General features: G+C 70.4%; 25 protein-coding genes. 8 read left to right on the plus strand and 17 right to left on the minus strand.

Translation table 11 applies throughout. The features are described 5' to 3' along the window. The first annotated feature begins 6 nt into the window (after positions 1–6). The gene (locus AB0K21_RS04640) at positions 7–693 is read left to right on the plus strand and encodes a hypothetical protein (RefSeq protein WP_364147824.1); all 687 of its coding nucleotides are present in this window, start codon (positions 7–9) and stop codon (positions 691–693) included. Positions 694–746: 53 nt separating this feature from the next. On the opposite strand, the gene AB0K21_RS04645 is transcribed toward AB0K21_RS04640, so the two are convergent. From AB0K21_RS04645 to AB0K21_RS04705, 13 genes are all read right to left on the minus strand, one after another. Next, positions 747–1793, minus strand: coding sequence for an FAD-dependent oxidoreductase (locus AB0K21_RS04645; RefSeq protein WP_343965242.1), 1047 nt, complete (start codon positions 1791–1793; stop codon positions 747–749). A gap of 13 nt (positions 1794–1806) precedes the next feature. After that, positions 1807–3111, minus strand: coding sequence for an MFS transporter (locus AB0K21_RS04650; RefSeq protein ID WP_343965240.1), 1305 nt, complete (start codon positions 3109–3111; stop codon positions 1807–1809). Next, entirely contained in the window at positions 3108–4346 is a 1239-nt protein-coding gene (locus AB0K21_RS04655) for an ATP-grasp domain-containing protein (RefSeq protein WP_343965238.1), read from the minus strand. The genes AB0K21_RS04650 and AB0K21_RS04655 overlap by 4 nt, the downstream gene beginning before the upstream one ends. Position 4347: 1 nt before the next feature. After that, positions 4348–5697, minus strand: coding sequence for a cation:proton antiporter (locus AB0K21_RS04660; protein ID WP_364147828.1), 1350 nt, complete (start codon positions 5695–5697; stop codon positions 4348–4350). Between the two features lie 4 nt (positions 5698–5701). Further along, complete coding sequence (locus AB0K21_RS04665) at positions 5702–7507, minus strand: ABC transporter substrate-binding protein (RefSeq protein WP_364147831.1); 1806 nt, start codon at positions 7505–7507, stop codon at positions 5702–5704. 2 nt (positions 7508–7509) lie between these two features. Next, positions 7510–7881, minus strand: coding sequence for a hypothetical protein (locus tag AB0K21_RS04670; RefSeq protein ID WP_343965232.1), 372 nt, complete (start codon positions 7879–7881; stop codon positions 7510–7512). Then, entirely contained in the window at positions 7878–8726 is an 849-nt protein-coding gene (gene ddaH / locus AB0K21_RS04675) for a dimethylargininase (RefSeq protein WP_343965230.1), read from the minus strand. The genes AB0K21_RS04670 and ddaH overlap by 4 nt, the downstream gene beginning before the upstream one ends. Beyond that, positions 8723–9982, minus strand: coding sequence for an ATP-grasp domain-containing protein (locus AB0K21_RS04680; protein ID WP_343965228.1), 1260 nt, complete (start codon positions 9980–9982; stop codon positions 8723–8725). Before AB0K21_RS04680 ends, ddaH begins: the two co-directional genes overlap by 4 nt. Next, on the minus strand, positions 9979–11514 hold the full coding sequence (locus tag AB0K21_RS04685) for a class I tRNA ligase family protein (protein WP_343965226.1): 1536 nt from the start codon (positions 11512–11514) through the stop codon (positions 9979–9981). Before AB0K21_RS04685 ends, AB0K21_RS04680 begins: the two co-directional genes overlap by 4 nt. After that, positions 11511–11876: a cupin domain-containing protein gene (locus AB0K21_RS04690; RefSeq protein WP_343965223.1), complete on the minus strand. Its 366-nt coding sequence runs from the start codon at positions 11874–11876 to the stop codon at positions 11511–11513. The genes AB0K21_RS04685 and AB0K21_RS04690 overlap by 4 nt, the downstream gene beginning before the upstream one ends. Positions 11877–11914: 38 nt before the next feature. Further along, the gene (locus AB0K21_RS04695; protein WP_343965221.1) at positions 11915–13213 is read right to left on the minus strand and encodes a SidA/IucD/PvdA family monooxygenase; all 1299 of its coding nucleotides are present in this window, start codon (positions 13211–13213) and stop codon (positions 11915–11917) included. 66 nt (positions 13214–13279) lie between these two features. Further along, positions 13280–13441: a hypothetical protein gene (locus AB0K21_RS04700; protein WP_343965219.1), complete on the minus strand. Its 162-nt coding sequence runs from the start codon at positions 13439–13441 to the stop codon at positions 13280–13282. Between the two features lie 151 nt (positions 13442–13592). Then, positions 13593–13961 carry a hypothetical protein gene (locus AB0K21_RS04705; protein WP_343965215.1) on the minus strand — a complete coding sequence of 123 codons (369 nt, stop codon included), beginning with the start codon at positions 13959–13961 and terminating at the stop codon, positions 13593–13595. 245 nt (positions 13962–14206) lie between these two features. On the opposite strand from AB0K21_RS04705, the gene AB0K21_RS04710 reads away from it, so the two are divergent. Further along, positions 14207–15193 carry a helix-turn-helix transcriptional regulator gene (locus tag AB0K21_RS04710; protein ID WP_364148371.1) on the plus strand — a complete coding sequence of 329 codons (987 nt, stop codon included), beginning with the start codon at positions 14207–14209 and terminating at the stop codon, positions 15191–15193. A gap of 30 nt (positions 15194–15223) precedes the next feature. On the opposite strand, the gene AB0K21_RS04715 is transcribed toward AB0K21_RS04710, so the two are convergent. Beyond that, positions 15224–15739 (minus strand): methyltransferase, encoded by a 516-nt coding sequence (locus tag AB0K21_RS04715; protein ID WP_343965213.1) that lies wholly within the window; start codon positions 15737–15739, stop codon positions 15224–15226. A 196-nt stretch (positions 15740–15935) separates the two neighbouring features. Here AB0K21_RS04715 and AB0K21_RS04720 point away from each other — a divergent pair, with 196 nt between their 5' ends. Together AB0K21_RS04720 and AB0K21_RS04725 are read left to right on the plus strand one after the other, a co-directional pair. Continuing rightward, positions 15936–16250, plus strand: a complete 315-nt coding sequence (locus AB0K21_RS04720) for an L-rhamnose mutarotase (RefSeq protein ID WP_343965211.1) — start codon at positions 15936–15938, stop codon at positions 16248–16250. Between the two features lie 64 nt (positions 16251–16314). Beyond that, positions 16315–16728, plus strand: a complete 414-nt coding sequence (locus AB0K21_RS04725) for a DUF2809 domain-containing protein (protein WP_343965207.1) — start codon at positions 16315–16317, stop codon at positions 16726–16728. A gap of 15 nt (positions 16729–16743) precedes the next feature. Here the strand turns inward: AB0K21_RS04725 and AB0K21_RS04730 are convergent, their stop codons facing one another. Next, positions 16744–18000: a cytochrome P450 gene (locus AB0K21_RS04730; protein WP_343965205.1), complete on the minus strand. Its 1257-nt coding sequence runs from the start codon at positions 17998–18000 to the stop codon at positions 16744–16746. 310 nt (positions 18001–18310) lie between these two features. Between AB0K21_RS04730 and AB0K21_RS04735 the strand changes: the two genes are divergently transcribed. Continuing rightward, positions 18311–19120, plus strand: coding sequence for a DNA-formamidopyrimidine glycosylase family protein (locus tag AB0K21_RS04735; RefSeq protein WP_343967746.1), 810 nt, complete (start codon positions 18311–18313; stop codon positions 19118–19120). 62 nt (positions 19121–19182) lie between these two features. On the opposite strand, the gene AB0K21_RS04740 is transcribed toward AB0K21_RS04735, so the two are convergent. Beyond that, on the minus strand, positions 19183–20037 hold the full coding sequence (locus AB0K21_RS04740) for a tryptophan 2,3-dioxygenase family protein (protein ID WP_343967748.1): 855 nt from the start codon (positions 20035–20037) through the stop codon (positions 19183–19185). 149 nt (positions 20038–20186) lie between these two features. Here AB0K21_RS04740 and AB0K21_RS04745 point away from each other — a divergent pair, with 149 nt between their 5' ends. Further along, positions 20187–20612 carry an Lrp/AsnC family transcriptional regulator gene (locus AB0K21_RS04745; protein ID WP_211263939.1) on the plus strand — a complete coding sequence of 142 codons (426 nt, stop codon included), beginning with the start codon at positions 20187–20189 and terminating at the stop codon, positions 20610–20612. Positions 20613–20626: 14 nt separating this feature from the next. Here AB0K21_RS04745 and AB0K21_RS04750 read toward each other — a convergent pair whose 3' ends face one another. After that, positions 20627–21739, minus strand: coding sequence for an alpha/beta hydrolase (locus tag AB0K21_RS04750; protein WP_343967750.1), 1113 nt, complete (start codon positions 21737–21739; stop codon positions 20627–20629). Positions 21740–22124: 385 nt separating this feature from the next. Between AB0K21_RS04750 and AB0K21_RS04755 the strand changes: the two genes are divergently transcribed. Together AB0K21_RS04755 and AB0K21_RS04760 are read left to right on the plus strand one after the other, a co-directional pair. Beyond that, complete coding sequence (locus AB0K21_RS04755) at positions 22125–23141, plus strand: SPFH domain-containing protein (protein ID WP_364147840.1); 1017 nt, start codon at positions 22125–22127, stop codon at positions 23139–23141. A 149-nt stretch (positions 23142–23290) separates the two neighbouring features. After that, the gene (locus AB0K21_RS04760; protein WP_343967756.1) at positions 23291–23848 is read left to right on the plus strand and encodes a GNAT family protein; all 558 of its coding nucleotides are present in this window, start codon (positions 23291–23293) and stop codon (positions 23846–23848) included. Positions 23849–23960: the final 112 nt, after the last annotated feature.

Consider the following 23960-nt stretch of genomic DNA (forward strand, 5'->3'; position numbering starts at 1 on the left):
TGGGAGATGGGATCGCGTTCCGCCGCCTCCGGCCCGGGAGGCTCCGGCACGGACGGGGGGCCCGACCTGGAGCGCCTGCGCGCGGCGGTCGGCGAGTTCGCCGGCTACACCGCGGCCGAGCGGTCCTGGGAACGGCTGCTGCTGGCGACCGGGCCGTGGGTCGACCCGGCGCTCGCGGCCCATCGCCGGGCACTGCTGACCTGGTTGAACGCCTGGGGGTGCCGGCTGCGCTACCCGCGCGAGGGCGAGCCGGACGTCTTCTGCGCGGAGACCGGCGCCTGGTGGGAGCGCTGGCGGGATCGCCTTCCCGGCCGGGACGTCGCACTCGCCCAGCTGGGCGACGCCGAGATCGACGCGGTGGGCGAGTGCTACGCGGACCTCGCGGCGATGCGGGCGGCCCCCGGATCCAGACCCCGCTCGCTGGGGCCGACCGCGGCGACCAAGATGCTGCACGCCCTGCGCCCGCGAGCGCTGATGCCCTGGGACGCCGCCATCGCCGACGCCCTGCACGGTGCCCGCGGCGCCGACGCCTACCGCGCCCACCTGCGGCTGGGCCGCCGGTGGGCGCGGCGCCTCCTCGCGGAGGCCGGTCTCGACGAGGAGGCGCTGGCGGTGCGGCTGGGCCGGCCGGGCCGGCCGCTGGCGAAGATGCTGGACGACTACTGCTATCTGGTGTTCACCGCGACGACCTGACCGGGTGCCGCGGTGACGTTCACCGCGCCCCGGCCAGGCCCTCCTCCCGCCGGTCAGCGCAGTGACCTGACCAGGCTTCGCGCGGCCGTGCGGCTCGCGGCGAGCACCGTCTTGCCCGCGCCGCCGCTGCCCCCGGTGAAGGTGTAGACGCCCTTCGCCAGGGGGCGCAGCGACAGCCCGCCCGTGGGGTGGTAGCACTCGACCGCGGTGACGGCCCTGACCTCACCGCCTGGCGGGCGGTACCCGATCCTGGACTCGGCGACATCCAGGATCCTGCTGGTGAGGGCGGGGTCGATCGGCACGGTTCCAGGGGTGATGTCCCATCTGTCGGTGGGCAGCCCGAGCAGGATCCTTCCCTCCGCGTACGTCCTGCCGTACAGGCCGGACGTGTCGTCGACGAACGCGCCGGGATTCCTCCCGGCCGCGGGCCCGAGCACGTACTGGATCACCTTGGTGCGCAGTCCCGCGTCCGACAGGCCGGTGCGGGCGAGCAGGTCCTGGGTCCAGGCCCCCGCCGCCACCACGACGGCGTCGAACCTGGCCGGGCTGCCCTCGGCGGGGCGGACCTCGGCCTCCGCCGTGATCCCGTCGACCTGCCCGTCGGTGACGAACGCGCCCGACCGGGCGAGCTCGACCAGGAGCCGGTCGCGGAAGGCGTTCGGGGAGAGGTAACCCGCGCGTTTCTCGACGACGGCCACGCTTCCCTCGGGCAGCTCGCGGAACGTGCCGCGGCTGCTGAGCTCCTCGCCGCCGATCAGGGAGATCGAGCCGGGCAGCCGGCTGCGCACCAGTTCCACCAGGCCTTCGGTGCCCGGCCCCAGGCCGGGGAGCAGGTACACCGAGCCGGTCTCCCGGTAGGAGGCCCACTGGCGCAGCTCCGGACTCGACTGGAGCTCGGCCAGGCTGTCGGCGGCCTCCAGGCAGAGCGCGGCGTCCGGTTCGAACGCCCTGGTCAGGCCGCCCGAGGCGGAGCTGGCGTCGGCCCGCCTGTGCGGCTCTCCGGTGTACAGGTGGACGGCGCTGCCCCTGATGACCTCGCACAGCCGCCAGGCCAGCATGGCCCCCGCGATCCCACCGCCCACAACGGCGATTCTGAGCATCTCACTCCTCCGTTCATGTCGCCGAGGCGGTCGCAGGCCGCGACTCTTCGGCCTTGTGCGGGTCACGCATGCCGATCAGGCCCGCCACGGTCGCGATCGCGGAGACCAGGGCCGCCCACAGCCACACCGAGCGTCCGACCTGGAACCACACCAGGGTTCCGATCACCGGCCCGATCGCGGTGCCGAGCCCGAAGACGCTCTGCATGGCGCCGATGTAGCGGCCGCGGAGCCGCTCGGGGCCGGCCAGCGCGGGATAGGCGAACGTGGTGGGCCCACCGATGATCTCCGAGAGCGTCCAGACCAGGGTGCCGATCATGAACCAGATCGGCAGCGGGGATATCGCGTAGATCGCGTAACCGACCGAGACCAGGCCGAGGCCGAGCAGCGCGGTCAGCCGGATCGGCCACTTCTGCACGACCTTCGTCATCGCCAGCTCGCAGGTGATGACGATGAAACCGTTCAGCGAGACGGCCGCGCCGTACCACCACAGGCTGATCCCGGCGGCGGAGATGTCCAGCGGAAGGGTGGCCGTGTACTGGCAGTAGACGATGGAGGTGAGCAGCATCGCGAGCAGGTAGACGCTGTAGCGCCAGTCGGCGAACACCGCGAGGTAGCCGGAGCGGCCCTGCGTCGCCTCCTCCGCCTTCTCCGCCACCGCCTCCTGCTGCTTCGCGACGTACGCGGCGTGTGCCCCGCGCCTGGGCAGCGCGAACATCACGGTGACGCCGAAGATCAGTGCCGCGGCGGCCTCTCCCCAGAAGAGCGCGTTGTAGGAGACGGAGAGCAGCGCGGCGCCGATCAGCGGGGCGGCGGTCATGCCGAGGTTCAGGCCGAGCCGGTACATCGCCGTGATCATCACGACCCGGTGCCTCGGCGTCAGCTCGGTCAACATGGTCTGGGCCGCCGGCCGGTAGAACTGGCCGACCGTGCTGACCATGAAGACCGCGGCGAGCAGCAGCGTGTAGGTCGGGGCGTAGAGGATGGACACGATCAGGGCCGCTGAGCCGCCCATGCTGATCAGCGTGACCGTCCGGGCGCCGAGACGGTCGGAGAGCGATCCGCCGACGAACGAGCCCACCACCGCGCCGGCTCCGTACACGCCCAGCGCGAGCCCCGCCTGGGTGGCGGAGAAGCCCCGGTCGGTCAGGAAGAGCACCAGATAGATCTGAATGAACGCGGCGAGCCTGCTGATGAAGCCGCCGAAGAGCAGCGCCTTGACGGCGCGCGGGGTCTCCCGCAGGGTGACGAACACCCCGTCGTCCGGCTTGTCCGGAGGGCCTGGAGGCATGTTCTTCTCGTTCTCGACAACGGCGGTCACGCGGTTGACCTCACCTTCAGGACGGCCTCGGCGGCGTCCAACGCCGCCCGGCACTCGTCGACGGTCTCTGACAGCGCGGTGGCGTAGGCGATACGCCCCCACAGGGTGCCCTTGGGCGGTGGCGAGACGGTCGCCCCGGGGGCGACCACCACGACCGCCCTGTCGATCTCCGGGGGCAGGCCGGCCTCGTCGAACTCGATCGACTCGATCGTGGTGTCGTCCTCGGCGACGTAGAAGAAACGCACCCCGCCCACGAGCTTGCGCTCGGGGGCGAGCGCGGGGGTACGGCCGCAGGCCACCGCGGCGGCGGCCAGGCCGGGGTTGATCCCGGTGGTGAGCAGCCCGAGGTAGGGGATCATGTCCCCGCCCAGGCGGGCGTTCACCTCGATGACGCGCAGTCCCCTGGAGGAGAGCTTGATCTCGGTGTGGGTGAACCCGTCGGTGAACCCGAGAGCGGTGTGCGTGTCCTGCAGGACGCGGCAGAACTCCGCGTCCTGCAGGAGCGCGTCCTGGGCGTCGACGAAGTGACCCACCTCCTCGCAGTACGGCTCGTAGCCCAGGACCTTCCTGCCGAGGAAGAGCGGGGTCACCACGCCGCCCTGGACGACGGCGTCCACGCTGACCTCGGGGCCGTCGGCGAACTCCTCGACCAGGACGGGGATCTCGTACGTCGCCCCGTCGGGGACCGTCAGCTCGCTGACGAAGGCGAACCGCTCCGCCAGCTCCGTGGGATCCTCGACCCTGATGACGCCCAGGCTGCCGCCGAGGCCGCGCGGTTTGAGGATGGCCGGATAGCCGACCTCCTCCGCGGCCCGCAGGGCCTCCTCCAGCGTGGCGACGGCCAGCGACCTGGGCTGCGGCACGCCGAGCGCGTCGAGCGCGACGCGGGTGCGGTGCTTGTCGCGGCAGCGGCGCACCATCTCGGGGTCGCCGCCGGGCAGGCCGAGGGCCTCGGAGACGTACGAGGCGGCCAGGATCCTGGCCTCGTCCCAGCAGAGCACCCCGTGCACGGGTTCGCGGGCGGCCAGCTCCAGTGCGACGCCTGCCATCGCGGGGCCGTCGGTGGTGTCGGCGACCACGGTCCAGCCGGTGACGTACTCCTGCTCCCAGCCGGGTTCGGCGGTCACCAGGAGGTGGATGCGGTATTCGGTGGCGATGGAGCGCAGCAGATACTCGCGGTAGTGCCGCATTCCCGTCGCGACCACCAGGATCAGCGGCCTGGTGTCGGTGGTCATCTCACGCCTCCTTGGCGGTGGTCACGAGCTCCCGGTCGGAGCCCTGCAGGGTGTCGAAGAACTCCTCGCGGACGGACTCGTCCTCGGTGGGGGCGATCCGGGAGGCCGCGTAGCGGAGCAGGGGCGGCGCCATCATCGAGGTCACGACCGCGACCAGGACGATGACCGTGTAGGACGCGGTGGTGAGCACACCCAGGCGGAGGCCGACCATCGCGATGATCACTTCGATCACGCCCCGGGAGTTGAGACCCGCGCCGAGGGCCAGGGCCTCCCACTTGGTGCGCCTGGCGATACGCGCCCCGAGGTAGGCGCCGGCGAACTTGGCGGCGATGGCGACGGTCAGCACCACGATCCCCGCCACCAGCACGGGCGGCTTGGCCAGCTCGGTCAGGTCCATCCGCAGACCCGCCGTGGCGAAGAAGATCGGCGCCAGCACCGCGGCGACGAGCGTCTGCAGGGGGGCCAGCCTGGCGACCTTCAGGTCGGGTGAGGAGCCGACGAGCGCGCCGCAGACGAAGGCGCCGAGGATGGCCTCGAATCCCATCGCCTGGGTGGCCGCGGCCGAGAGCAGGATCATGATCGTCACCGCGGCGATGGTGGTGGCGCTCCCGCCTCGGTCGGCGGCGCGCAGCACCCTGGCGACCACCCTGCGGCCGAGCAGGACGGCCACCAGGACGAGCGCGGCGAGCAGCGCGATCGCGGTCAGCGCGGCCTGCCCGGTGCGCGCCCCGGCGGTGGCGAGCGCGGAGACCACCGAGAGCAGCAGCCAGCCGACCACGTCGTCGACGACCGCGCTGCTCAGGATGAGCTGGCCGATGTCGCGGTGGAGCAGGCGCATCTCCATCAGCACCTTGGCGATGACGGGGATGGCGCTGACGCAGAGCGCGACGCCGAGGAAGAGCGCGAAGACCGTGTGGTCGACGCCCTCGGCGATCATCTCGGCGGGGGCCAGGAAACCGATCCCGACGCCGAGGGCCAGCGGGATGATCAGTCCCATCCCGCTGATCCAGGCGGCGGTCCTGCCCTGGCGGCGGATGAAGCCGAGGTCGAGATGCATACCGGTCAGACCCACCAGCAGCAGGACGCCGAGCTGGCCGACGGCGTCGATCATGTGGAATCTGGCCGGGTCGGTGGGGAGCAGCCAGGCGGAGAAGTCGGGGGCGACGTTGGCGAGCAGCGAGGGGCCGATCAGGATGCCCGCGCTGAGCTCGCCGAGCAGGGCGGGCAGCCCGAACCGGACGGCCAGGCGGCCCAGGACGGTGGCCAGGCCGAGCAGGAGTCCGAGTTGCAGCAGCAGGACCATGAGGTTCTGCGCGGGGATGACGGCGACGGGCGCCGCGGCGATCACCATGGGGTCATTCGCCGTTCTCGACGTAGTACCAGTTCTCCGGGCTGATCATCCCGAAGGGGTTGATCGGCTCGAAGCCCCGGAGGTTGTTGGCAACCTCGAACAACCGCAGCGAGAAGTTCGGGATGAAGATGACCGGGACCTGCTCGGCGATGTAGTCCTGGTACTCGTAGAGCGCGGCCGGGTCGTCGCTGGTCAGGGTGCGGTCGATGAGCTCGTCGGCCTTGGGGTCGGTGTAGTGGCCGAAGTTGCCGCCGGCGTCGGTCCGGAACAGGATCTCGCCGCTCGGGTAGTGGTACACCCAGCCGCCGCCCCAGGTGCTCAGCTCCCACAGGCAGGGGCTGTCGGGCCCGGCGACACAGGGGGCGTCCTCGGCCACCAGGACCGAGCCGTAGACCTCCTGCAGGCGCAGCTCGATGCCGGCCTTGACGGCGTCGTCGCGGAACTGCTCCATCAACCGGGTGAGCGCGGGCCGGCCCTCGGCGTACCTGAGGGAGAAGCTGAGCTTGGTACCGCCGGGGATGCCCGCCCCGGCCTGGCCTGGCCCCTCTCCGGGGTTGACGCAGACGGCGGGCGTCACGCTGGTGTCCCAGCCGTTGGCCTCCAGCAGCTCGCGGGCCCGGTCGGGGTCGAAGGGCAGGATCGGCGCGCCCTGCAGGGTGGGCGAGACCAGGTCGCTCACCGGGTAGCGGGGCACCGGCCCGTCCTGCCGGTAGGCGTAGCCGTGGTAGATGTCGCGGGCCGCCCGGTCCTGGTCGAGGGCGTGCTGCATCGCCTGCCTGATGTAGGTCTGGGCGAGCATCTTGCCGGCGACCGTCGGGTTGTTGTAGTTGAGCGGGATGTAGCGGATGCAGAAGGCCGCCTGCGGGACCAGCGTGTAGTTGTCGCCCAGCGGGTTGGGGCCGCCCTTGGTGGGGTCGTCCGTCGGCTCGGCGCTGAAGCTCAGCGGCAGGTAGCCGACCTGGACACCGTCGGGTCCGCCCGGCCCTTCGAGCAGTTTCTGGTACTCCTCCCCGTCGGACATGAAGGGGACCTGCCGGAACTCGTCCAGGTGCGCCTTGTTCGGTCCCGAGTAGTGCTCGTTGGGGACGAAGGTGACGACGCCCTCCATGGTGTAGCTCTTCAGCCGCCACGGACCGCTGACCACGCTCCACACCGGGCTCGTCGCCCAGTGCACCCGGTCGGAGTTGTCCTCCTCGATGACGCCGCCGTTCTCCCCCATCAGGAAGTCGTAGACCGCGGCCACGTTCTCCAGGCTGTAGGAGGCGTCGGAAGGCCCTTCCGCGGTGCGGTCCCACGCCTTGGGCATCGGGGTGATGGTGCTGAGCTGGTTCATCAGCACCCAGCGCTTGGAGTAGACCTTGTCGAAGGTGAAGTAGACCTTGTCCTCGGCGAGCTTGCCGTAGGAGACCAGGTTGTCGGGGAAGCAGCCCGGGACGTACTCGCCGTAGCGCTCGCCCTTGACCGCCATCATGTTCACCCAGAACAGCACGTTGTCCGCGCAGATCGTCTCGCCGTTGGACCACTTCCAGGGCTTGACGGTGACGGTGACGGTCAGTCCGTCCTCACTCCACTGCGGCGGCTCGCCGATGCTGAGGTCGTAGTCGACCTCGGGGGTGCCGTGCGTGCCGAAGAAGTAGAGCGGCCGGTACATCAGGATCTGGAACTCGAGCAGGTTGCGGGTGCCGAAGCGCTCGGGCGGGGTGAAGGGGAAGATGATGGACGGGGGGAATCCCGGCGCGCAGGCCCAGGTCACGGTGCCGCCCTTGACGGGCTTCTCCACGTTCGGGCGGGCGATGGTGTTCAGGGTCATGGTCAGCTCTCAGTCCTCTGGTGGGGCAGCGTGAACGTGTTGGGGTCGATCTCCTCAAGCAGGGACACACCGCTGTCGGCGTGGGCGCCGTAGCGCTCCCACGTCTCGTGGAGCAGCACGCGGCCGTCGGGGAGCAGTTCCGGGGTGCTGCGGCAGTGGCCCGACACGACGGCGCCGTTGTCGAGGACCATGGTGTAGGCGAAGTCGAGGGTGCCGTCGGGGGCGCAGAGCCCGGTGAGGGTCCCCCGGCGGGCGTGCCCGCCGGAGAACTCGCCCCACAGCAGGTCCCCGTCCTGGCGGTACAGGGCGATCGGGTGCCTCTCGGTGGGAGGGACGCCGCCGGTGGTGAAGCGGCGCCCGTCGTAGTCGATCATGATCGGCCCGCCCTGAGTTCGAGGGTGCAGCACTTGGCGCTGCCACCGGACTTCAGCAGCTCGGAGAGCTCGACACCGATGGGCTCGTAGCCGCGCTCGCGCAGCTCGTCCATCAGGTGGGTGGCCGAGGGCGGCATCAGGACGTGGCGGCCGTCGGAGACGGCGTTCAGCCCGAACACCTCGGCGTCGGCCTCGGTGGCGATGATCGCGTCGGGGTACAGGACGCGCAGCACGCCCTGGCTCTCCTTGGAGAAGGCTCCCGGGTAGTACATGATCTGGTCGTGGTCGAGCACGGCCAGCGCGGTGTCGAGGTGGTAGAAGTGCGGGTCCACCAGGCGCAGCCCCGCCACGGGCATCCCGAAGAACCGCTCCGCCTCGCGGTGCGAACGGATGTCGGTGCGGAACCCGGTGCCGGCCAGCAGGTACCTGCCGGCGTGCAGGTAGTCGCCCTCGCCCTCGTTGACGTGGACCGCCTCGCGGGTCTCGTAGCCCCTGGCACGGAACCACTCCAGGTAGGCGGGGCCCTCCGCGGCCCGCTCCTCGTACCGGAAGCGGGCCGACAACACCTTCCCGTTGATGACCGTCGCGCCGTTGGCGGCGAACACCATGTCGGGGTAGCCGGGCAGCGGTTCGATGAACTCCACCTGGTGGCCCAGCGCCAGGAAGGCGCGGAGCAGACCGTCCCACTGGAGCCTGGCCAGCGCGCCGTCGACCGGCTTGTCCGGGTTCATCCAGGGGTTGATGGAGTAGACGACATCGAAGTGGGTGGGCGGGCACATCAGGTAGCGGCGGGTGCGCGCCACACGCCGGGTCCGCTGCGACGCCTCTGCGGCCAGCTGTGTCATGTCAGCTCTCCTTCCTGGACGAAAGTGACGTTGATCTTGGATGCGTAGTCGAGCATCGTCTCCCTCGCGTCCTCCAGGGATGTGCCGGTGGTGCCGAGGAAACCGAGGATGCTGTTGCCCTCCGGCGGGCGCCGGATGACGTCCCCGGGCCTGGCGGTGACCTTGAGGAAGAAGACCCGGTCGGACTCGGCGACCTCGGCCGGCACCTCGATCGAGGCGATCCGGCCGGCGTCGCAGAGCAGGCACATCGCGGTGACGTGGACGCCGGTCGGCCGGTAGTGGCGCACCCTCGGCGTGGCGCCGCGCGCCACGTCCATGACCGCGCGGATCGGGTTGTGCGTGGCGGTGATCCCGGCGATGAGATCCAGCCCCCCGCCGCCGGGCCGGATCGCGATCTCCAGCAGGTACGGCTCGCCCCGGTGGAAGCGGACCTCGGCGTGCAGCACGCTGCGCCGCAGCCCCTGGGCGTGCGCGCCGGCCCTGACCACCCGGTGGACCGCGGCCACCTGCTCGGTGGTGAGCGAGGTCGGCGCGTGGTGCACGTCGTCGTCGAAGGTGCCGCCCTCGACGGTGATCCGGTCCACGATGGAGCCGAGGTAGACCTCGTCGTCCCAGGCCACGGCCTCGATGAGGAACTCCTCGCCGTCCAGGAACGACTCGATCAGCAGGCCGTGCGGGCCGAGGTCGAGGCCGTGCGCCTCCATCTCGAACCACGACATCCCCTCGATGCCCTCAAGGGCCTGCGGGAACAGCTCCGTCATCTCCTCGCGGTCGTCGACCTTGAACACGAAGTTGCTCGCGGCGCCCAGCGTGGGTTTGAGGATGACCGGGTAGCCGAAGTCGTCCGCGGCCCCGAGCGCCTCCCGCAGGTCGGTGACGAAGCGGAAGTCCGGATGCGGGGCGTCGTACCTGCGGTGCGCCTCGCGCATCAGCAGCTTGTTACGGCTGGTCCTGGCCGCCTCGACGCCCACGCCCGGCAGGCCGAGCGCCTCCGCGACCGCCGCGACCGTGGTCACGGCCGACTCGGAGAAGGTGATGATCCCGTCGAAGCGCTCCTGCTCGTGCCAGTTCTTGGCCTCGGTGATGAGGTCGTCGATGCGCTGGGAACCCACGACGCGGTAGCGGTCCTTCGGCCAGAAGTCCGGGGTGCCGATGCCGTTGAGCACATAGAGCTCGGCACCGAAGTCCTGAACCTGCTGGTAGCGGGACTGGTAGTAGGTGGCGTTCTGTCTGGCTTCGATGGCGAGGAGTTTCATCGGGGACTCCCGGGCAGTCGCGGTAGTGAGAAGGCGTCGATCGTCTCGGCGGAGGTGTCGAGGGTGAGCTCGACGCCGGCCGCCTCGGCCTCGGCCGCGACGTCGATCAGGATGGGCGCGGCGCAGGCCAGGAAGGCGCGTACCTCCATCAGCAGGTCGCCGGTCTCGTCACGCTCGGCGGTCAGCAGCCTGCCGAGCTGGGTGACGATGCCGTCCGCCGCCCTGGTCAGGCTGAAGGAGGTGAGGTCGTAGCAGAGCCTGAACCTCTCGACGATCACCGCGGCCCGGCGCCGGCCGGCGGCGGTGACCTTGAACTCCTCCCCCGGGTCGGTGACGAGGGTGTCGAGACGGTCGGCGAGCGCGTTCCACGGCTCGCGCAGCCGCCTGCCGGCGACCTTGTCGAGTCCCTCCCTGGTGAAGTTGGCCCGCTGGTCCTCGGGGCAGGTGAGCGCGAGGTAGAACCGGACGAGGTCGCGCGGCACCTCGGCGACCAGGTCGGCGCCGCGGATCAGGTGGTTACGGCTGGTGGAGAACTTCTCGTTCTCCAGCTCGTAGAACTCGTTGCAGACGTTGGCGTCCGGGGTGATGTAGCGGTCGCCGTGGGCCAGCAGCATGACCAGGTCGACCATGCCCCAGAAGTAGACGTTGTCGAAGCCGTGGAAGTAGACCAGCTGGTTGCCGCTCTCGGCACGCCAGGCGCTGTCGACGGGGCCCTCGGGCCCGCCGGCCGCCTTCCAGGTGCTGTAGATCGAGGCGGGCATCGCCTCGACCCACGGGTAGAGGATCTGTCCGGGGGTCTCGGCGAACGGGGCGTCGATGCCCCACCCCGGTGACGGCACCGTGATCGGGATCTCCGGGAGCGGCCGGGCCAGGATCTCGCGGATGAGCTGCCTGCTGTGCCCACGCCAGGTGCTGGTCCGGGCGGCGTAGTAGGCGGTGAGCTCCTCCCGGTAGTTCTCGATGGGCAGGACCAGGACGGTGACCTCGCGCGAGGTCACCGGGTCGTCGGGGTCCAGGACCGAGCGCGGGTCGCCGAGGTCGTCGAAGTGGTTGGGGTGGCCGCAGCCCTCGCACGACCCGCCGCAGCTCTCGGTCAGGCAGGCCGGGCACTCGCCCTTGACCAGCCCGTCGAACAGGTGGGTTCCGGCGTTCTCCGCGTACGGCATGCGCACGGTACGGAGTTCGAAGCGGCCCTGGCGGTGCAGGGCGGTGACGAAGTCGAGCACGGTCTGCCGGTAGGTGTCGTCGACGGGCGGCAGCGGGGCCAGCGAGATGCCCATCGCCTCGACCGACCGCTGGATGGCCGCGGTGGAGGTCGCGCACAGCTCGGCGGGCGTGGTGCCGTGCTTGCGGGCGGTCGAGATCATGTAGGACTGGCTGTCGTCGGTGCAGGTGTTGTAGTTGACGGGGCGGCCGTCGGCCCGCAGGTAGCGGGCGTAGACGTCACCGGCGATGTAGGGGCCGGCCATGTGGCCGACGTGCAGGTCGCCGTTCGGCGTCGGGGTGGCGGCGATGACGATCGTCCCCGTCATTTCTCCTCCAGGTGCCGGGTCTCGAACGTGCGGGTCATGTCGTGGTCCCACCAGATGCCGTACATCTCGAAGTCGGCGCTGCCGTCGTTGACCACCTGATGGTCGGTGCCGGGCGGGAAGTAGGCGACGTCCCCGGCGGCGAAGCGGGCGCGCTCGCCCTCGCTCTCCAGGACCGCCTCGCCGGAGACCGCGATGAAGATCTCGTACTCGTGGTGGGCGTGCCGGGTCGAGGCGGTACCGGGCGCGATGACGCACCAGGCCCCCTCGAACGGGGCGTTCAGCGTCTCCCAGGGCAGCAGTCTCTTGGCGAGCAGGCCGTTGTCCGGGCGCAGGTGGGCAGGGTCATAGGAACGGAGGTCCACGGGGATTCTCCTCGGTGGGTTTCAGGGGGGCTGGGGGATCAGGAGGCGACCGGGAGGGCGAACGGGGACAGGAGCTCGGCGGTGGCCCGGCTCTCCTGGATGTCGCCGACGATCTCTTCGGCCCGGTTGGCCAGCGTGCTGAGCAGGGAGTCGGCGATGCCGTGCGTGTCCTCGTTGACGCCCTGCAGGTAACAGGCGGCGCTCGACCCGGCGGGCAGGGCCAGCTTGTAGGCACGGTCGACACCGATCTCGCCGAGGCCGGCCCTGGCGGCCAGGTCACGGATCAGCGAGGGCATCCGGCGGTCGAAGCCGGTGCCGAGCAGCAGGACGTCGCAGGGCAGCTCGTCGTGACGGCCGCTCTTCCTGTCCTTGAGGGTGAGGACGATCTCGTCGCCCTCGATCCTGGCCTGGGAGATCTCGGCCATCGTGATCATCTGGATCCTCTCCTGCCCGGTGAGGCGATCCAGGTAGATCTGCCGGTAGAGGTTTTCGAGCATGCCCGGGGAGAGGCCCGCGTAGTTGGTCCGGTGCATCTCGCTGAGCAGCTGGCGGCGGGCCTCGGGGCGCGACTCGTAGAACTCGTCGACGAAGGAGGCGTAGAAGAGCTCGTTGGTGAACTTGCTGCTCTCGTAGCCGTTGAGGCCGATGGAGCGCATGATCATCGTGCACTCGGCGTTGGGCATGCTCTGGTGGGTGGCCCACAGCATCTCGGCCGCGCTCTGCGCGCCGCCGATGACCGCGACCCGGTGCGGGGCGGCGTGGTCGAGTCCGGCGACCTTCTGGCTGAACTCGGTGCTGTGGATGATCCGCTCGCGAGGGAGCGTCTCGAACACCTCGGGGATGTGCGCGTCGCGGCCCGCGCCGACCACCAGGGTGCGGCAGCCGATGGTCGAGCCGTCGGCGAGCCGGGCGATCCAGCGCTCGACCTGGCCGTCACCGGACAGGACCGGCTCGACCGCCACGCAACGCCGGCCGTACTCGATGCGCACCTGGGCGAGCGACTCCGCGACCCAGAGCAGATAATTCGAGATCTCCATTCTGTACGGGGTGAAACTACCCAGGTTGACGAATTCAGTGAGCCTTCCCACCGAGTGCAGATGATTCACAAAGGAGAATCTGCTCTGCGGGTTCCTCAGGGTGACCAGGTCCTTGAGGAAGGAGACCTGACTCTGCGTCCAAGGCAGCAGCATTCCCCGATGCCAGGCCACGTTCTCGTGCTGTTCTATGATCAGCGTTCTGGTTGCCAGTTCCGGAGCGAGCTCTTCGAGAGCCACGGCGAGGGCGAGGTTGGACGGCCCTGCGCCGAGAGCGAGTAACTCGACTTCCTGGTGCTTCACGGTGGTCGCCTCCCGGACGACTTCTCGGGCATTGTGCCCGTTACGAATGGGTTTCTCCTGGTCGGCTCACTGCCAGCCGGCTCCGCCGGCCAGGATGAGGGCCGTGGTCGCCGCGGGGCCACCGGCCTTCTCTCCGGTCGCGGCCGCGGCCGCCACGGCGGTCGTGAGGATGGCGGTGAGCGAGAGGACGCCGATTACGAGGGCGGCTGGACGGATCGCGGCATTCATCGTTCTTTCTTCCTTTCGGCCGGTAATCATCGGCGCCCTTTTGCTGTTCCCCGGGTGATCTTCCGGCTTACTTTCACCGGACATTTCCCGTTTTGTTCTGACACTTCGATTCTTGGTGGATATCCGGGTATTCCGGAAGGCCTCGGGGCTGTCAGCGCGCTGCAATGGCAGGACGCTGACAGACCTGGCCACCGGAGGTCTCGAAGCGGGCGAGGGCGAGGACGAGGTCGGTGCCGCAGCCCAGCAGCGACCAGCCCGCGAGTTCGGGCACGCCGTCGAGACAGCGCCCGCAGAGTCGGGCCGCCGCGCTCTCGGCGGCGTCGAGGTTGGGTCTGCGAATGAAGAGGCCGAGGTCCACACCGCCGGCGCGTTCCTCGCCGTAGACGTGCTCAAGCCCCTCCTCGGGCTCCGCCAGCACCAGGAGCAGACGCCGGATCTCGCGCGCGGACATCCGGCCGCCGGGTGGGGCCAGGCGGCCTTCGATCTCGGGGGCGCGTAGGCGCACGTTGATGAGATACATGAATCGACAGTGGTCGGCACGCGGCGAATAGACCAGGTGTTTCCGCTGGCAGGTCCCTAACGTGGCAGGGTCATGCCAGCGTGCCGCGGACCGGCCCGGGACCGGATCCGCCACCCCCGGCGTGCCCGGAGGCGAGCGCATAACCCCGTCGTCACTGCGTCTGGCTAGTTTCAGGCTGAGACCATCGTGGGTCCTGCCCGCAGATCGGGTCTTGGTCATGCTCGAACCGTGGAGGGGTCGTGCTCATGCTGCTTGGCATCGGGTCCGCCGAGGAAACCGTCTACCGAACCATCCTGGAGAATCCCTCCTACGGCGTGGTGGAGCTGAGCCTTGAGCTGGGCTGGCCGGTCCACCAGATCCGCGACACGCTGGACGAACTGGCCAAGCTGTCGCTGCTGCGCCCCTCCTGGGAGGAGCCGGACGTGCTGCGCCTGGTCCGGCCGGAGGTGGGGCTGGCCGCGCTGCTGGCCCGCGAGGAGGCCGCGCTGCTGGCCAAGCAGCAGGAGATCGAGCGGAGCCGGATGGCCGTCGCCCAGATGATCGCGGCCTACGCCGACCAGAATCCGGCCCGCTCCGGCGAGGACTCCGAGTCACTCGTCGGCATCGACACGATCCGCGCCAGGATCGAGGAGCAGGTCGCCGAGTGCCGGCAGGAGTTGCTCGGGTTCGAGCCGAAGAGCGCCCAGACACTGGACAACATCGCGGCGAGCCGTCCCCTGGACGAGGCGCTGCTCGACCGGGGGACGGCGATCCGCGTCGTCTACACCGACAGCATCCGCAACGACCAGCCGACCAGCGCGTACGCGGCCTGGCTCACCGAGCGCGGCGGCCAGGTGCGCACCACTCCCGGCCTTCCGCTCCGCATGCTCGTCTTCGACCGCCGGGTGGCCCTGCTGCCGACGGACCCCGAGGACAGCAGCGTCGGCGCGGTCCTGCTCCGCGGCGCGGGCGTCGTCACCGCCCTGGTCGCGCTGTTCGAGCAGACCTGGGGTGCCGCCACCCCCCTCGGCGAGGAGCGCAGACGCGACGAGAAGGGCCTCAGTCACCAGGAGCGCGAGGTGCTCCGCCTGCTCTCCGCGGGACTCACCGACGAGGCGGTGGCCCGCAGGCTCGACGTCTCGGTCCGCACCCTGCGCCGGGTCACCGCCGACCTGATGGAGCGGCTTGAGGCCCGCAGCCGTTTCCAGGCCGGCTACCTCGCGGCCACCAGAGGGTGGCTGCCCCGTCCGTGACGGCGGCTCCGCCTCCCACCTGACCGGGGATCAGGGACGGTAGGCGCGCGTACGGGGCCACCAGCCGGGCACGGCCGCGCGGTACCTCTCGTAGTCGGCGCCGAACCTGCGGCGCAGACTCGGCTCCTCGTACCAGTGGACGAACGCGACGACGGCCGCGGCCGTGACGGCGCCGTACGGCAGCAGGACGGGGCGGCCCAGGAGCAGCGCCTGCCCGCCGATCGCCGCGAGGACGGCCACGTACATCGGATTCCTGACGTATCCATACAGACCTCCGATGACCAGGCGTTCGGGCGGGGCGATCGGGGCGGGAGTGCCCAGCCCCTCCACGACGAACCGGACGAACGCCCTGACCAGCACCACGGCCCCGGCGACGACGAGTGACGCGCCGACGAGACGTAGCGAGACCGTGACCCAGGACGGCACCGCCGGCATCGAGTCCGCCGTCTCCCACCGGGTGATCCACCAGGGCACGAACCCGGCCACGGTGCCCGGTGCCAGCGCGAAGAAGATCGTGCTTCCGAGGGCCGCGGGTCTCCTGCGCACAGTGTCACACTCCCCTGTCACGACCGGCCGGCGACGGCGGCGAGGGGGCCGCCCGCGGTACGGCCGTTCGCCGCAGTAAATTCACTATGCGATGAGTTTAAGTTCGCACCGGAGGGGCGTCAACAGGCATGCCCCCTCCCGGCCTCCACACATCGGACCACTGCTATAACGGTCTACAACTTCATGGAGGTACGAGATGCGCGTCGCGCTGCACACCCGGGTCAAGCCTGGCAGGGAGTCCGAGTACGACCAGGCGCACCGGGAGGTGCCCGCCGAGCTGGTCGAGGCCATCAAGCGGGGCGGCGCGCACGAGTGGACGATCTGGCGCAGCGGCCAGGACCTGTTCCACGTGATCGAGTGCGACGACTACGAGGCGCTGCTCTCGTCGCTGGCCGGTCTGCCGGTGAACATCACCTGGCAGGCCCGGATGGCCGAACTGCTGGAGGTCACGCACGACTACTCCGAGGACGGCGCGGGCAAGGGCCTGCCCGCGGTGTGGCGGCTGCCCTGAGCCCCGCTCCCTCCGGACGGTGTCCGGCGGCGCGGCCGGGGAGCGTGATCGCTATCGTGGGTGGATGCCGCCCGCCCTCCGCACCCGTCTGCTCGCCGCGCTCGCCGCGGCCCTGACCGTCGCCGCCGGGCTGACCGTCCGCGCGGTCACCGGCGGCTGGTTCGGCAAGTACGCGGGCGACGCCCTCTACACCGTGCTGGTGTACGCGCTGATCGTGCTGGTGTGGCCCCGGATCACGCCGGCGCGGGCCGCACTCGGCGCGCTGGCGTTCAGCTGGGCGGTCGAGCTCGCCCAGCTGACACCCGTCCCGGCCGCGCTCTCCGAGGTGAGCGTGGTGGCCAGGCTGGTGCTCGGCAGCACGTTCGGCGCGGCCGACCTGGTGGCCTACGCGGCCGGGGCAGCCCTCGCCGCCTCGGCCCACGCCCTGCTCGGGCGACGGCGCGAGCACCGCCCCGAGCCGGTGACCACGCCGCCCTGACCGTCGGTCGAGCTGTCAGCTCCAGGCCACCGGCAGGTGGGTCGGCCCTCCGACGGCGTGGCCGATCTTTCGGGGGATGTCCTCGGTGGCCACCGTCAGGCGTAGCGTGGGCAGCTCGCGCAGTAGCAGCCCGATCGCGGCGACGACCTCCCCGTGGCCGAGGTGGCGGCCGATGCAGTGGTGAATGCCGTAGCCGAACGACAGGTGCCGCTCGATGTCGGTGTCGGTGGCGGCACGCGCGAAACGCGCGAAGTTCATCGTGTGCGGGTCGGCGAACGCGCGCGGGTCGTAGTTGGCGGCGTTGACAGAGGAGATGACGAGCTCTCCCTCCGACAAGTGCGTGCCGCTGGGCAGGGTGGTGTCGGCGGTGACGTAGCGCGGCATGGCGTCGGCCGCGGTGGTGGAGAACATCCGCTCGAGCTCGGTGATCGCGCCGACGAGGTCGTCGGGGTGGTCGACGAGGTAGCGGTAGGCGCTGTCGTACCCGCCGTAGGGGTGGGTGAGCAGGACCTGGGTGAATGTGCCGATACTGCTGGCGGAGGTCTCCCAGCCACCGACGATGAGCGCGATCGGCAGCATGACCAGCTGGTGCTCGGGCAGGTGCGCGCCGTTGACGGCGATCTGCGACAGCAGGTCGCCGGCAGGCGCGCCGCGGCGCTGCTGCAGCAGGCCCGCCAGGTAGCCGTACATCGCGAACAGCGAGGCCTCGGCCTCCTCCTGCGACAGGTTGCTGTGGGACAGGAACGCCTCACTCCAGCGGTGGAAGTCGGCGCGGTCGGCCTCGGGCAGGCCCAGCAGGTCGCAGATCAGCTCCAGGGCGAACGGCAGCGCGAAGTCGGCCAGCAGGTCGGCGGGCGCACCGCGGCCGATCATCACCTGCAGCTGGGCGGCGGCACAGCGCTCGATCTCGGTACGGCGGGCCTCGATGGCCCGAGGCGTGAAGTGGTCCTTGACCAGCCCGCGCACGGCCGCGTGCGCGGCGCCGTCCAGGCCGAGGATGGTGCCCTCCAGGCCGGAGACGTCGTCGAAGGGCAGGGCCTTCTCCCGGGAGAGGAGCGGATCGCGCAGTGCCGCCTTGACGTCTTCGTAGCGGGTGACGAGCTTGGCGTCGGTGCCGTTGGCTCGGACGACCGGGACCACCCCGTAGGCCTCCCGGATCTCGTGGTAGAGCTCGTTGAGGTACAGGCCGGGCCGGTTGACCCCGTCGGGGCCCAGGTCGAGTGGGTGGCGGATCGGGCAGGTCGCGGCAGCCGGGTCTTTCATGACGGTCATCGGCGGGAGGGGTCCTTTTCTGGGATCGGCGGAGGAACCGGGTGCGAGAGGTACCGGAGTCTGAGAGAGCGGCCCCACGGCCACAAGGTCATGACAGAAGGATCAACGTGCCACAGCGGGATGGTCAAGATCACTCGGGTGAGGTGAGGAAGCTCTCGGTGATCGCATCGTCGGAGCACGTCCCGACTCGGCCCGCCGGGGGGCGGGACATCGGCCTGTCACAGCGGCCGGCGATGATCTTCCCGGCACGCGTTCGGCAGCGGAGACCACCCGGGGGCGGCAGTGGTCGTCATGAATTACGCTCTGTGGAATGCCTGAAGGACACACCATTCATCGACTGGCCGGAGAGCACCGGCGGGCGTTCGGCGGCCGTGAGGTCCGCGCGGAAAGCCCCCAGGGGCGGTTCGCCGCCGGGGCGCTGCGGATCGACGGGCGGGTGCTCACCGAGGCCGACGCCCACGGCAAGCACCTGCTGCTCGGCTTCGACGACGAGCGGTGGCTCCACGTCCACCTGGGCATCTACGGCAAGTACGCCTTCGGCCCTGTCCCCGTGCCCGCGCCGACCGGGATGGTGCGGCTACGCCTGAGCAACACCGGCGAGTACGCGGACCTGCGCGGCCCCAACACCTGCGAACTGCTCGACCCGGCGGGAAAGGCCGCGCTGCACGCCAGACTCGGACCCGACCCGCTGCGCGCGGACGCCGATCCCGAGTCGGCCTGGCGGCGGATCGGCCGCAGCCGCACCTCCGTGGGGGTCCTGCTGATGGACCAGTCGGTCGTCGCGGGCGTGGGGAACATCTACCGGGCCGAGGCACTGTTCCGGCAGGGCGTCGACCCGTCACGGCCCGGCCGCGACCTCACCCGCGAGCAGTGGGAGGCGATCTGGGCGGATCTGGTGCTCCTGATGACCGACGGTGTCCGGGTGGGCCGCATCGACACGGTCAGGCCCGAGCACACTCCGGAGGCGATGGGCCGCCCGCCCCGCGTCGACGACCACGGCGGCGAGGTCTACGTCTACCGGCGTTCCGGCATGCCCTGTTTCCTCTGCGGCACCGAGGTGCGCACGCAGGTGCTCGCCGGGCGCAACCTCTTCTGGTGCCCGGTCTGCCAGACCGGCTGACGGCGCCGCACCGAGCGAGATCGAGTAGCCTCCGGGGACTCGCAGGCCCCGGTCGGGCGCGCTCACATCAGGGTGCGGGCCGTCCAGAGTTCGGGGAAGACCTCCCGCCGCATGCTCCGCTCCAGCCAGCTCAGGCCGCTGGATCCGCCGGAACCGGGCTTGGCCCCCATCGAGCGGCGCACCGCCATCAGGTGCCGGTAGCGCCAGTCGGAGAACTGCTCGGCCAGGTCGGTCAGCGTCTCGGCCAGCGGGGCGAGCGGCCCGGCGTAGACCTCGACCCAGACCGCCTCGACCTCGGCGCTCGGCTCGTACTCCGCGGCGAGGTCGCGTTCGAGCACCGAGGCCGGGATCGGGTGGCCCGCGCGGGCGAGCATGGCGAGTACCGAGTCGTAGAGGCTCGGCCGGTGCAGCGCCTCCACCAGTTCCCGGTGCGCCTCGGGGTTGCGGCGGTGCGGCCTGATCAGCGCCTCGGACTTGTTGCCGAGCAGGAACTCCACATGGCGGTAGAGCGCGGACTGGAAACCCGATCCCTCGCCGAGCGCGTCACGGAAGGTGTTGAACTGCGCCGGGGTCAGCCAGCTCAGCGCGGCCCAGGCGGCGTTGAGCGCCTCGAAGTGCCGTACCGTGCGCCTGATCGTCCACGTCGCGGCGTTGACGTCGTCCTCGTCGAGCTGCCGCTGGGCCAGACGCCACTCCGAGCGGAGCAGCCCGAAGTAGAGCTCCATCACCTGCGTGGTGACCAGGAACGCCAGTTCCTCCGGGGCGTCGGTGACAGTGTGCTGAAGATCATGAAGGGCGGCGGTGCCCACGTATTCGTCGTAGGGCGTGCCGGCTTCGAAGCCCAGCGTCGGCAGACCGTCGTTGGCCTCCGCGCGTGCCTTACGGTCCTGCTCCGTGAGCTGCTTGATAGCGGTCATCGCTCCTCCTACGCCTGTACACCCCCATGGTGCTCCGTATCGGTCTGTACGAAAATAATGCGAGAAAGGTGATTATTGGGTTGCGCCTTCGGAACGGAAGGCATCCGGCAGATCAACTTACGGCATGACGGAGCGTGATCGTGGACGCGATGGACTGGGCACTGCTGGCCGAGTTGCAGCAGGACGCGCGACTGTCCTACAGCGAGCTCTCCCGGCGGGTGCACCTGTCCGCCCCGGCGGTGGCGGAGCGGGTACGGCGGCTGGAGGAGACCGGGGTGATCACGGGCTACCACGCCAGGGTCGATGCGTCACGGGCCGGGCGCGGGGTGGCCGCCCTGATCAGGATGTCGTGTTACGGCCCCCGCTGCGTGCTCCGCGACGAGCAGGCACTGGCCTGGCCGGAGATCCTTGAGGTGCACCGGGTGACCGGTGACGCCTGCTGCCTGCTGCGGGTCGTCACCTCCTCGATGACGACATTCGAGGAGATGATCGACCGGCTCGCCCCGTACGGCCACCCGTCGAGCATGATGGTGCTGTCCAGCCCCGTCCCCTGGCGCCCCCTGTCGTCCGGCTGAGACCCACCGTCGCGTCAGGTGACCTTGCCGTGCTCGGCGATCGCCCCCGCGGTGGCCCGCCAGATCGGTGACGCGGGATCGATGACGTCGAAATGATCACCCGACATTTCGAGATATATCACCTGATCGCCTGACTCCTGAGCGGCTCGCGCGTAGCGACGGCTGAAGTCGACCAGGTCCAGGTCGTCCCCACTCCCCTGCACGACGAGCTGGGGCACTCCCAGCGGGAGCCGTTCCAGCGGCCCCGACCGCAGGTAGGTCTCGGGCACCTCGGCGGCGGATCCGCCGAGCGCCGCGGCGACCGCGCCGGAGCTCATGTGCCTGCGATCCCCCTCGGCCAGGTCGAGCACCCCCGCCAGGGAGACCGCCAGGGTGATCCGCCGGTCGTCGGCGGCGGCGCGGAGGGCGAGCTGCCCGCCCGCGGAGTGGCCGATCACCACCAGCGGGCCGCGGGCGCCCTGTGCCGCGAGGGCGATGCCCCGGGCGACGTCCGCGGTGGTCGCGTCCCAGCCGTGCAGGTCGGGGCGGCGGTATTCGAGGTTCCAGGCGGCGAACCCGCGCTCGGCGAGGTCGATGGCGAGCGCGTCCATCAGATCCGCGCCCCAGACCGAGCGCCAGAAACCACCGTGTAGCAGCACCGCGACGGGTGTCCGTCCGTCGGCCTCGGGCGAGGGCGCCTGCCCCGGGGTCCCGTACGGCGGCCGTATCTCCGCCCACTGCTCGGGGTGATCACCGTAGCCGACCCGGTGCGCCGGTCGGCGCAGCCGGTGTACGGCGTGCCTGATCGCCCAGGTCAGCCCCCAGACCCCCCGCCCGTGCAGGTGGGTGCCCGACGCGCCGTCCGCCGCCCCGGAGAGCGGGGCCTCGGACTTCGTCAGGTCGAGCCAGACCGCCTCGGGATACTCGGCGAACAGGCCGCGGGCCCCCGGATCCGGACCCGGCACGACGACCAGGGCGCCGGGCGACTCCAGCGCCGCCCGGAAGCCTGGCAGGTCGGAGGTCATCGACACCGTCCCGCCGACCCCGAGGGCCGCGAACTCACGGTCGGCCACCTCGGTGAGCAGGCGAAGGTCCGCGACCAGGCCGGGACCGGTGACCACGAGCACATGCAGATTCGAGGGAATCATTCGCCCATTCTGCCGCATTACTCCGTGATTACGGTCCGCGGATATACGCCCGTACCAGCACCTCCTCCGCGTCGTCCAGACAGCCCCCCAGGACCCGCTCGGCCTCGGCGTACGACCGTCCTCGACGAGCCCGATCGACTCCGGGTCGCAGGCCACGAAGGGCTCGTGGAAGGCGCGCGGGTTCTCATCACGTGGAAGCCGGGCGGAGGTCGGCCGGCAACGGGCGCATCGTCCGAAGCTTTTCCACAAATCACCGAACTCATCGGCTCACCGGCCCGTCAAACCCATCAGAACCCACCACGCAGGGAAGCCGGGTGGGTCGGTGGCCTGGGACGGCCATCCCCCGCCACCGCCCTCCGGTGCCCGTCCCCAGGAAAGGACCGGCATGCGCCTTGGCAAGAGCATCGTCGCCGTGGTTTTCGCGGTCGCCGCAGTGGCCGTTCTGATCGTCGTCGGAGGCGGTTTCAAGCGCACCGACCCCGGCCAGGTGGCCGTCGTCAGGGACGGCGGCCCGCTGGACGACACCGGGATCCGCCAGGTCATCCCGCCCGGCTCAGGGCTCACCTGGGTCGGCCTGTGGTCGTCGCTGCACTCCTATCCCGCCCAGCAGCGGATCTACACCATCACCACCGACGCCAAGCGAGCCAGCAGCAGCGGCGTGGACGAGGTGACCGTGCCGAGTGCCGACGGGGTGAACCTCGGCATCGAGGGCACGCTCTACTTCACACTCAACCTCGACACCGAGATGCTCAAGCGCTTCGACGACAGGTACGGCACCCGCACCTACCTGGGACAGGACGGCGAGTCCCGCTACGCCTGGGACGGGGACGAGGGCTGGAACGCGTTCTTCATCCAGTCCGTGCGACCGGTGGTCTACAACGCCCTGCGCACCCAGATCGGCGCCGCCGACTGCGCCGACCTGCTCTCCTCCTGCGCGCTGGTACAGCCCTCGACCACCAGGGCCGATCCGGCCGGCGTCGACAGCAACGCCTCCATCACCCGGGCCCAGGACGGCATCAACCGGCTCCTGGAGCGCGATCTGGAACAGCTGCTCGGCGGCCGTTTCTTCACCGGGTTGCGGTTCACCCTGGTCCGGGTGACGCTGCCGCCCGAGATCCAGACCGCGGTGAACAGCGCCCAGGTCGCCCAGGCGGGGATCGCCGAGGCCAAGGCGAAGGCGTCGCAGGCCGACGTCGAGGCCGAAACGAAGATCAGGCAGGCCGAGGCGGACGCGAAGGCGTCGATCGCGCTGGCCACCGGCAAGGCCCAGGCGAACAAGAAGCTCCAGGAGAGCTATCGGAAGTGCCGCGCCTGCGTCGAGATCGACAAGCTGAAGGCCCTCCCCGGGGGCATCACCGTCTACGCTCCGGGAAACTCCGACGTCGTCGTCCCGTCGAGGTGACGTCCACGCCCCGGGGCGGTGCCGAGATCACCTGGCGCCCCAGGCCTGGGCAGGCGCGAAGCGGTACATATAAGATCATTAAATGATGGTATGTCCGCTTGTTGGATTGATCTCTGGTCCTGGAACTCCCGAGAGGTTAGCGTCTGCGCATGCGCCACGTTGAGATCTCGGGCAGGAGACTCCGGTTGAGGGAGGTCACCATCGAGGACGTGGACGCCCTGCACGCGGTATACGGCGACCCCACTGCCACCGAACACCTGCCGTTCGACCCCCGCACCCGCGAGGAGGTCGAAGAGTCGATCATCGAGGCGATGAAGTCCTCGGAGACCGAGCCCCGGCGTCTCTACGTACTGGCGGTGACCGACCTTGACGGCCGCGAGGCCTTCGGCGTCGCCAGGCTGCACATCGAGGCCGACCACCCGCACAGCGCGGAGATCGGCCTCGGGCTCCGCCCCGACCACTGGGGCCGGGGCATCGGCACCGACCTGATCCGGCTGATCCTCGCGTTCGGCTTCCGCGACCTGCGCCTGCACCGCATCTGGGGTGCCCGCTCCCCGGCCAACACCGCCGCCCAACTGGCGATGCTGGTCGCCGGAATGGTCGAGGAGGGCAGGATCAGGCACCACGTCCGGGCCCGCGGAGCCTGGCGCGACTCCATCGTGCACTCGGCCCTGGAGGACGAGTGGGAAGGCCACCGCGATGTCTGATATCGAAGGGCCCCCGGCCGCGCGCCGAGGGCAGACGCCGGGAGACCCGTCCCGGATGATCCCGCGCACCTCACCTTTCAGAATGTTGTGACGGAAATGCTGCCGTTTCCGG

Origin of the sequence: Streptosporangium sp. NPDC049248 (assembly GCF_040678965.1) — a bacterium.
Lineage (GTDB): Bacteria > Actinomycetota > Actinomycetes > Streptosporangiales > Streptosporangiaceae > Streptosporangium > Streptosporangium fukuiense.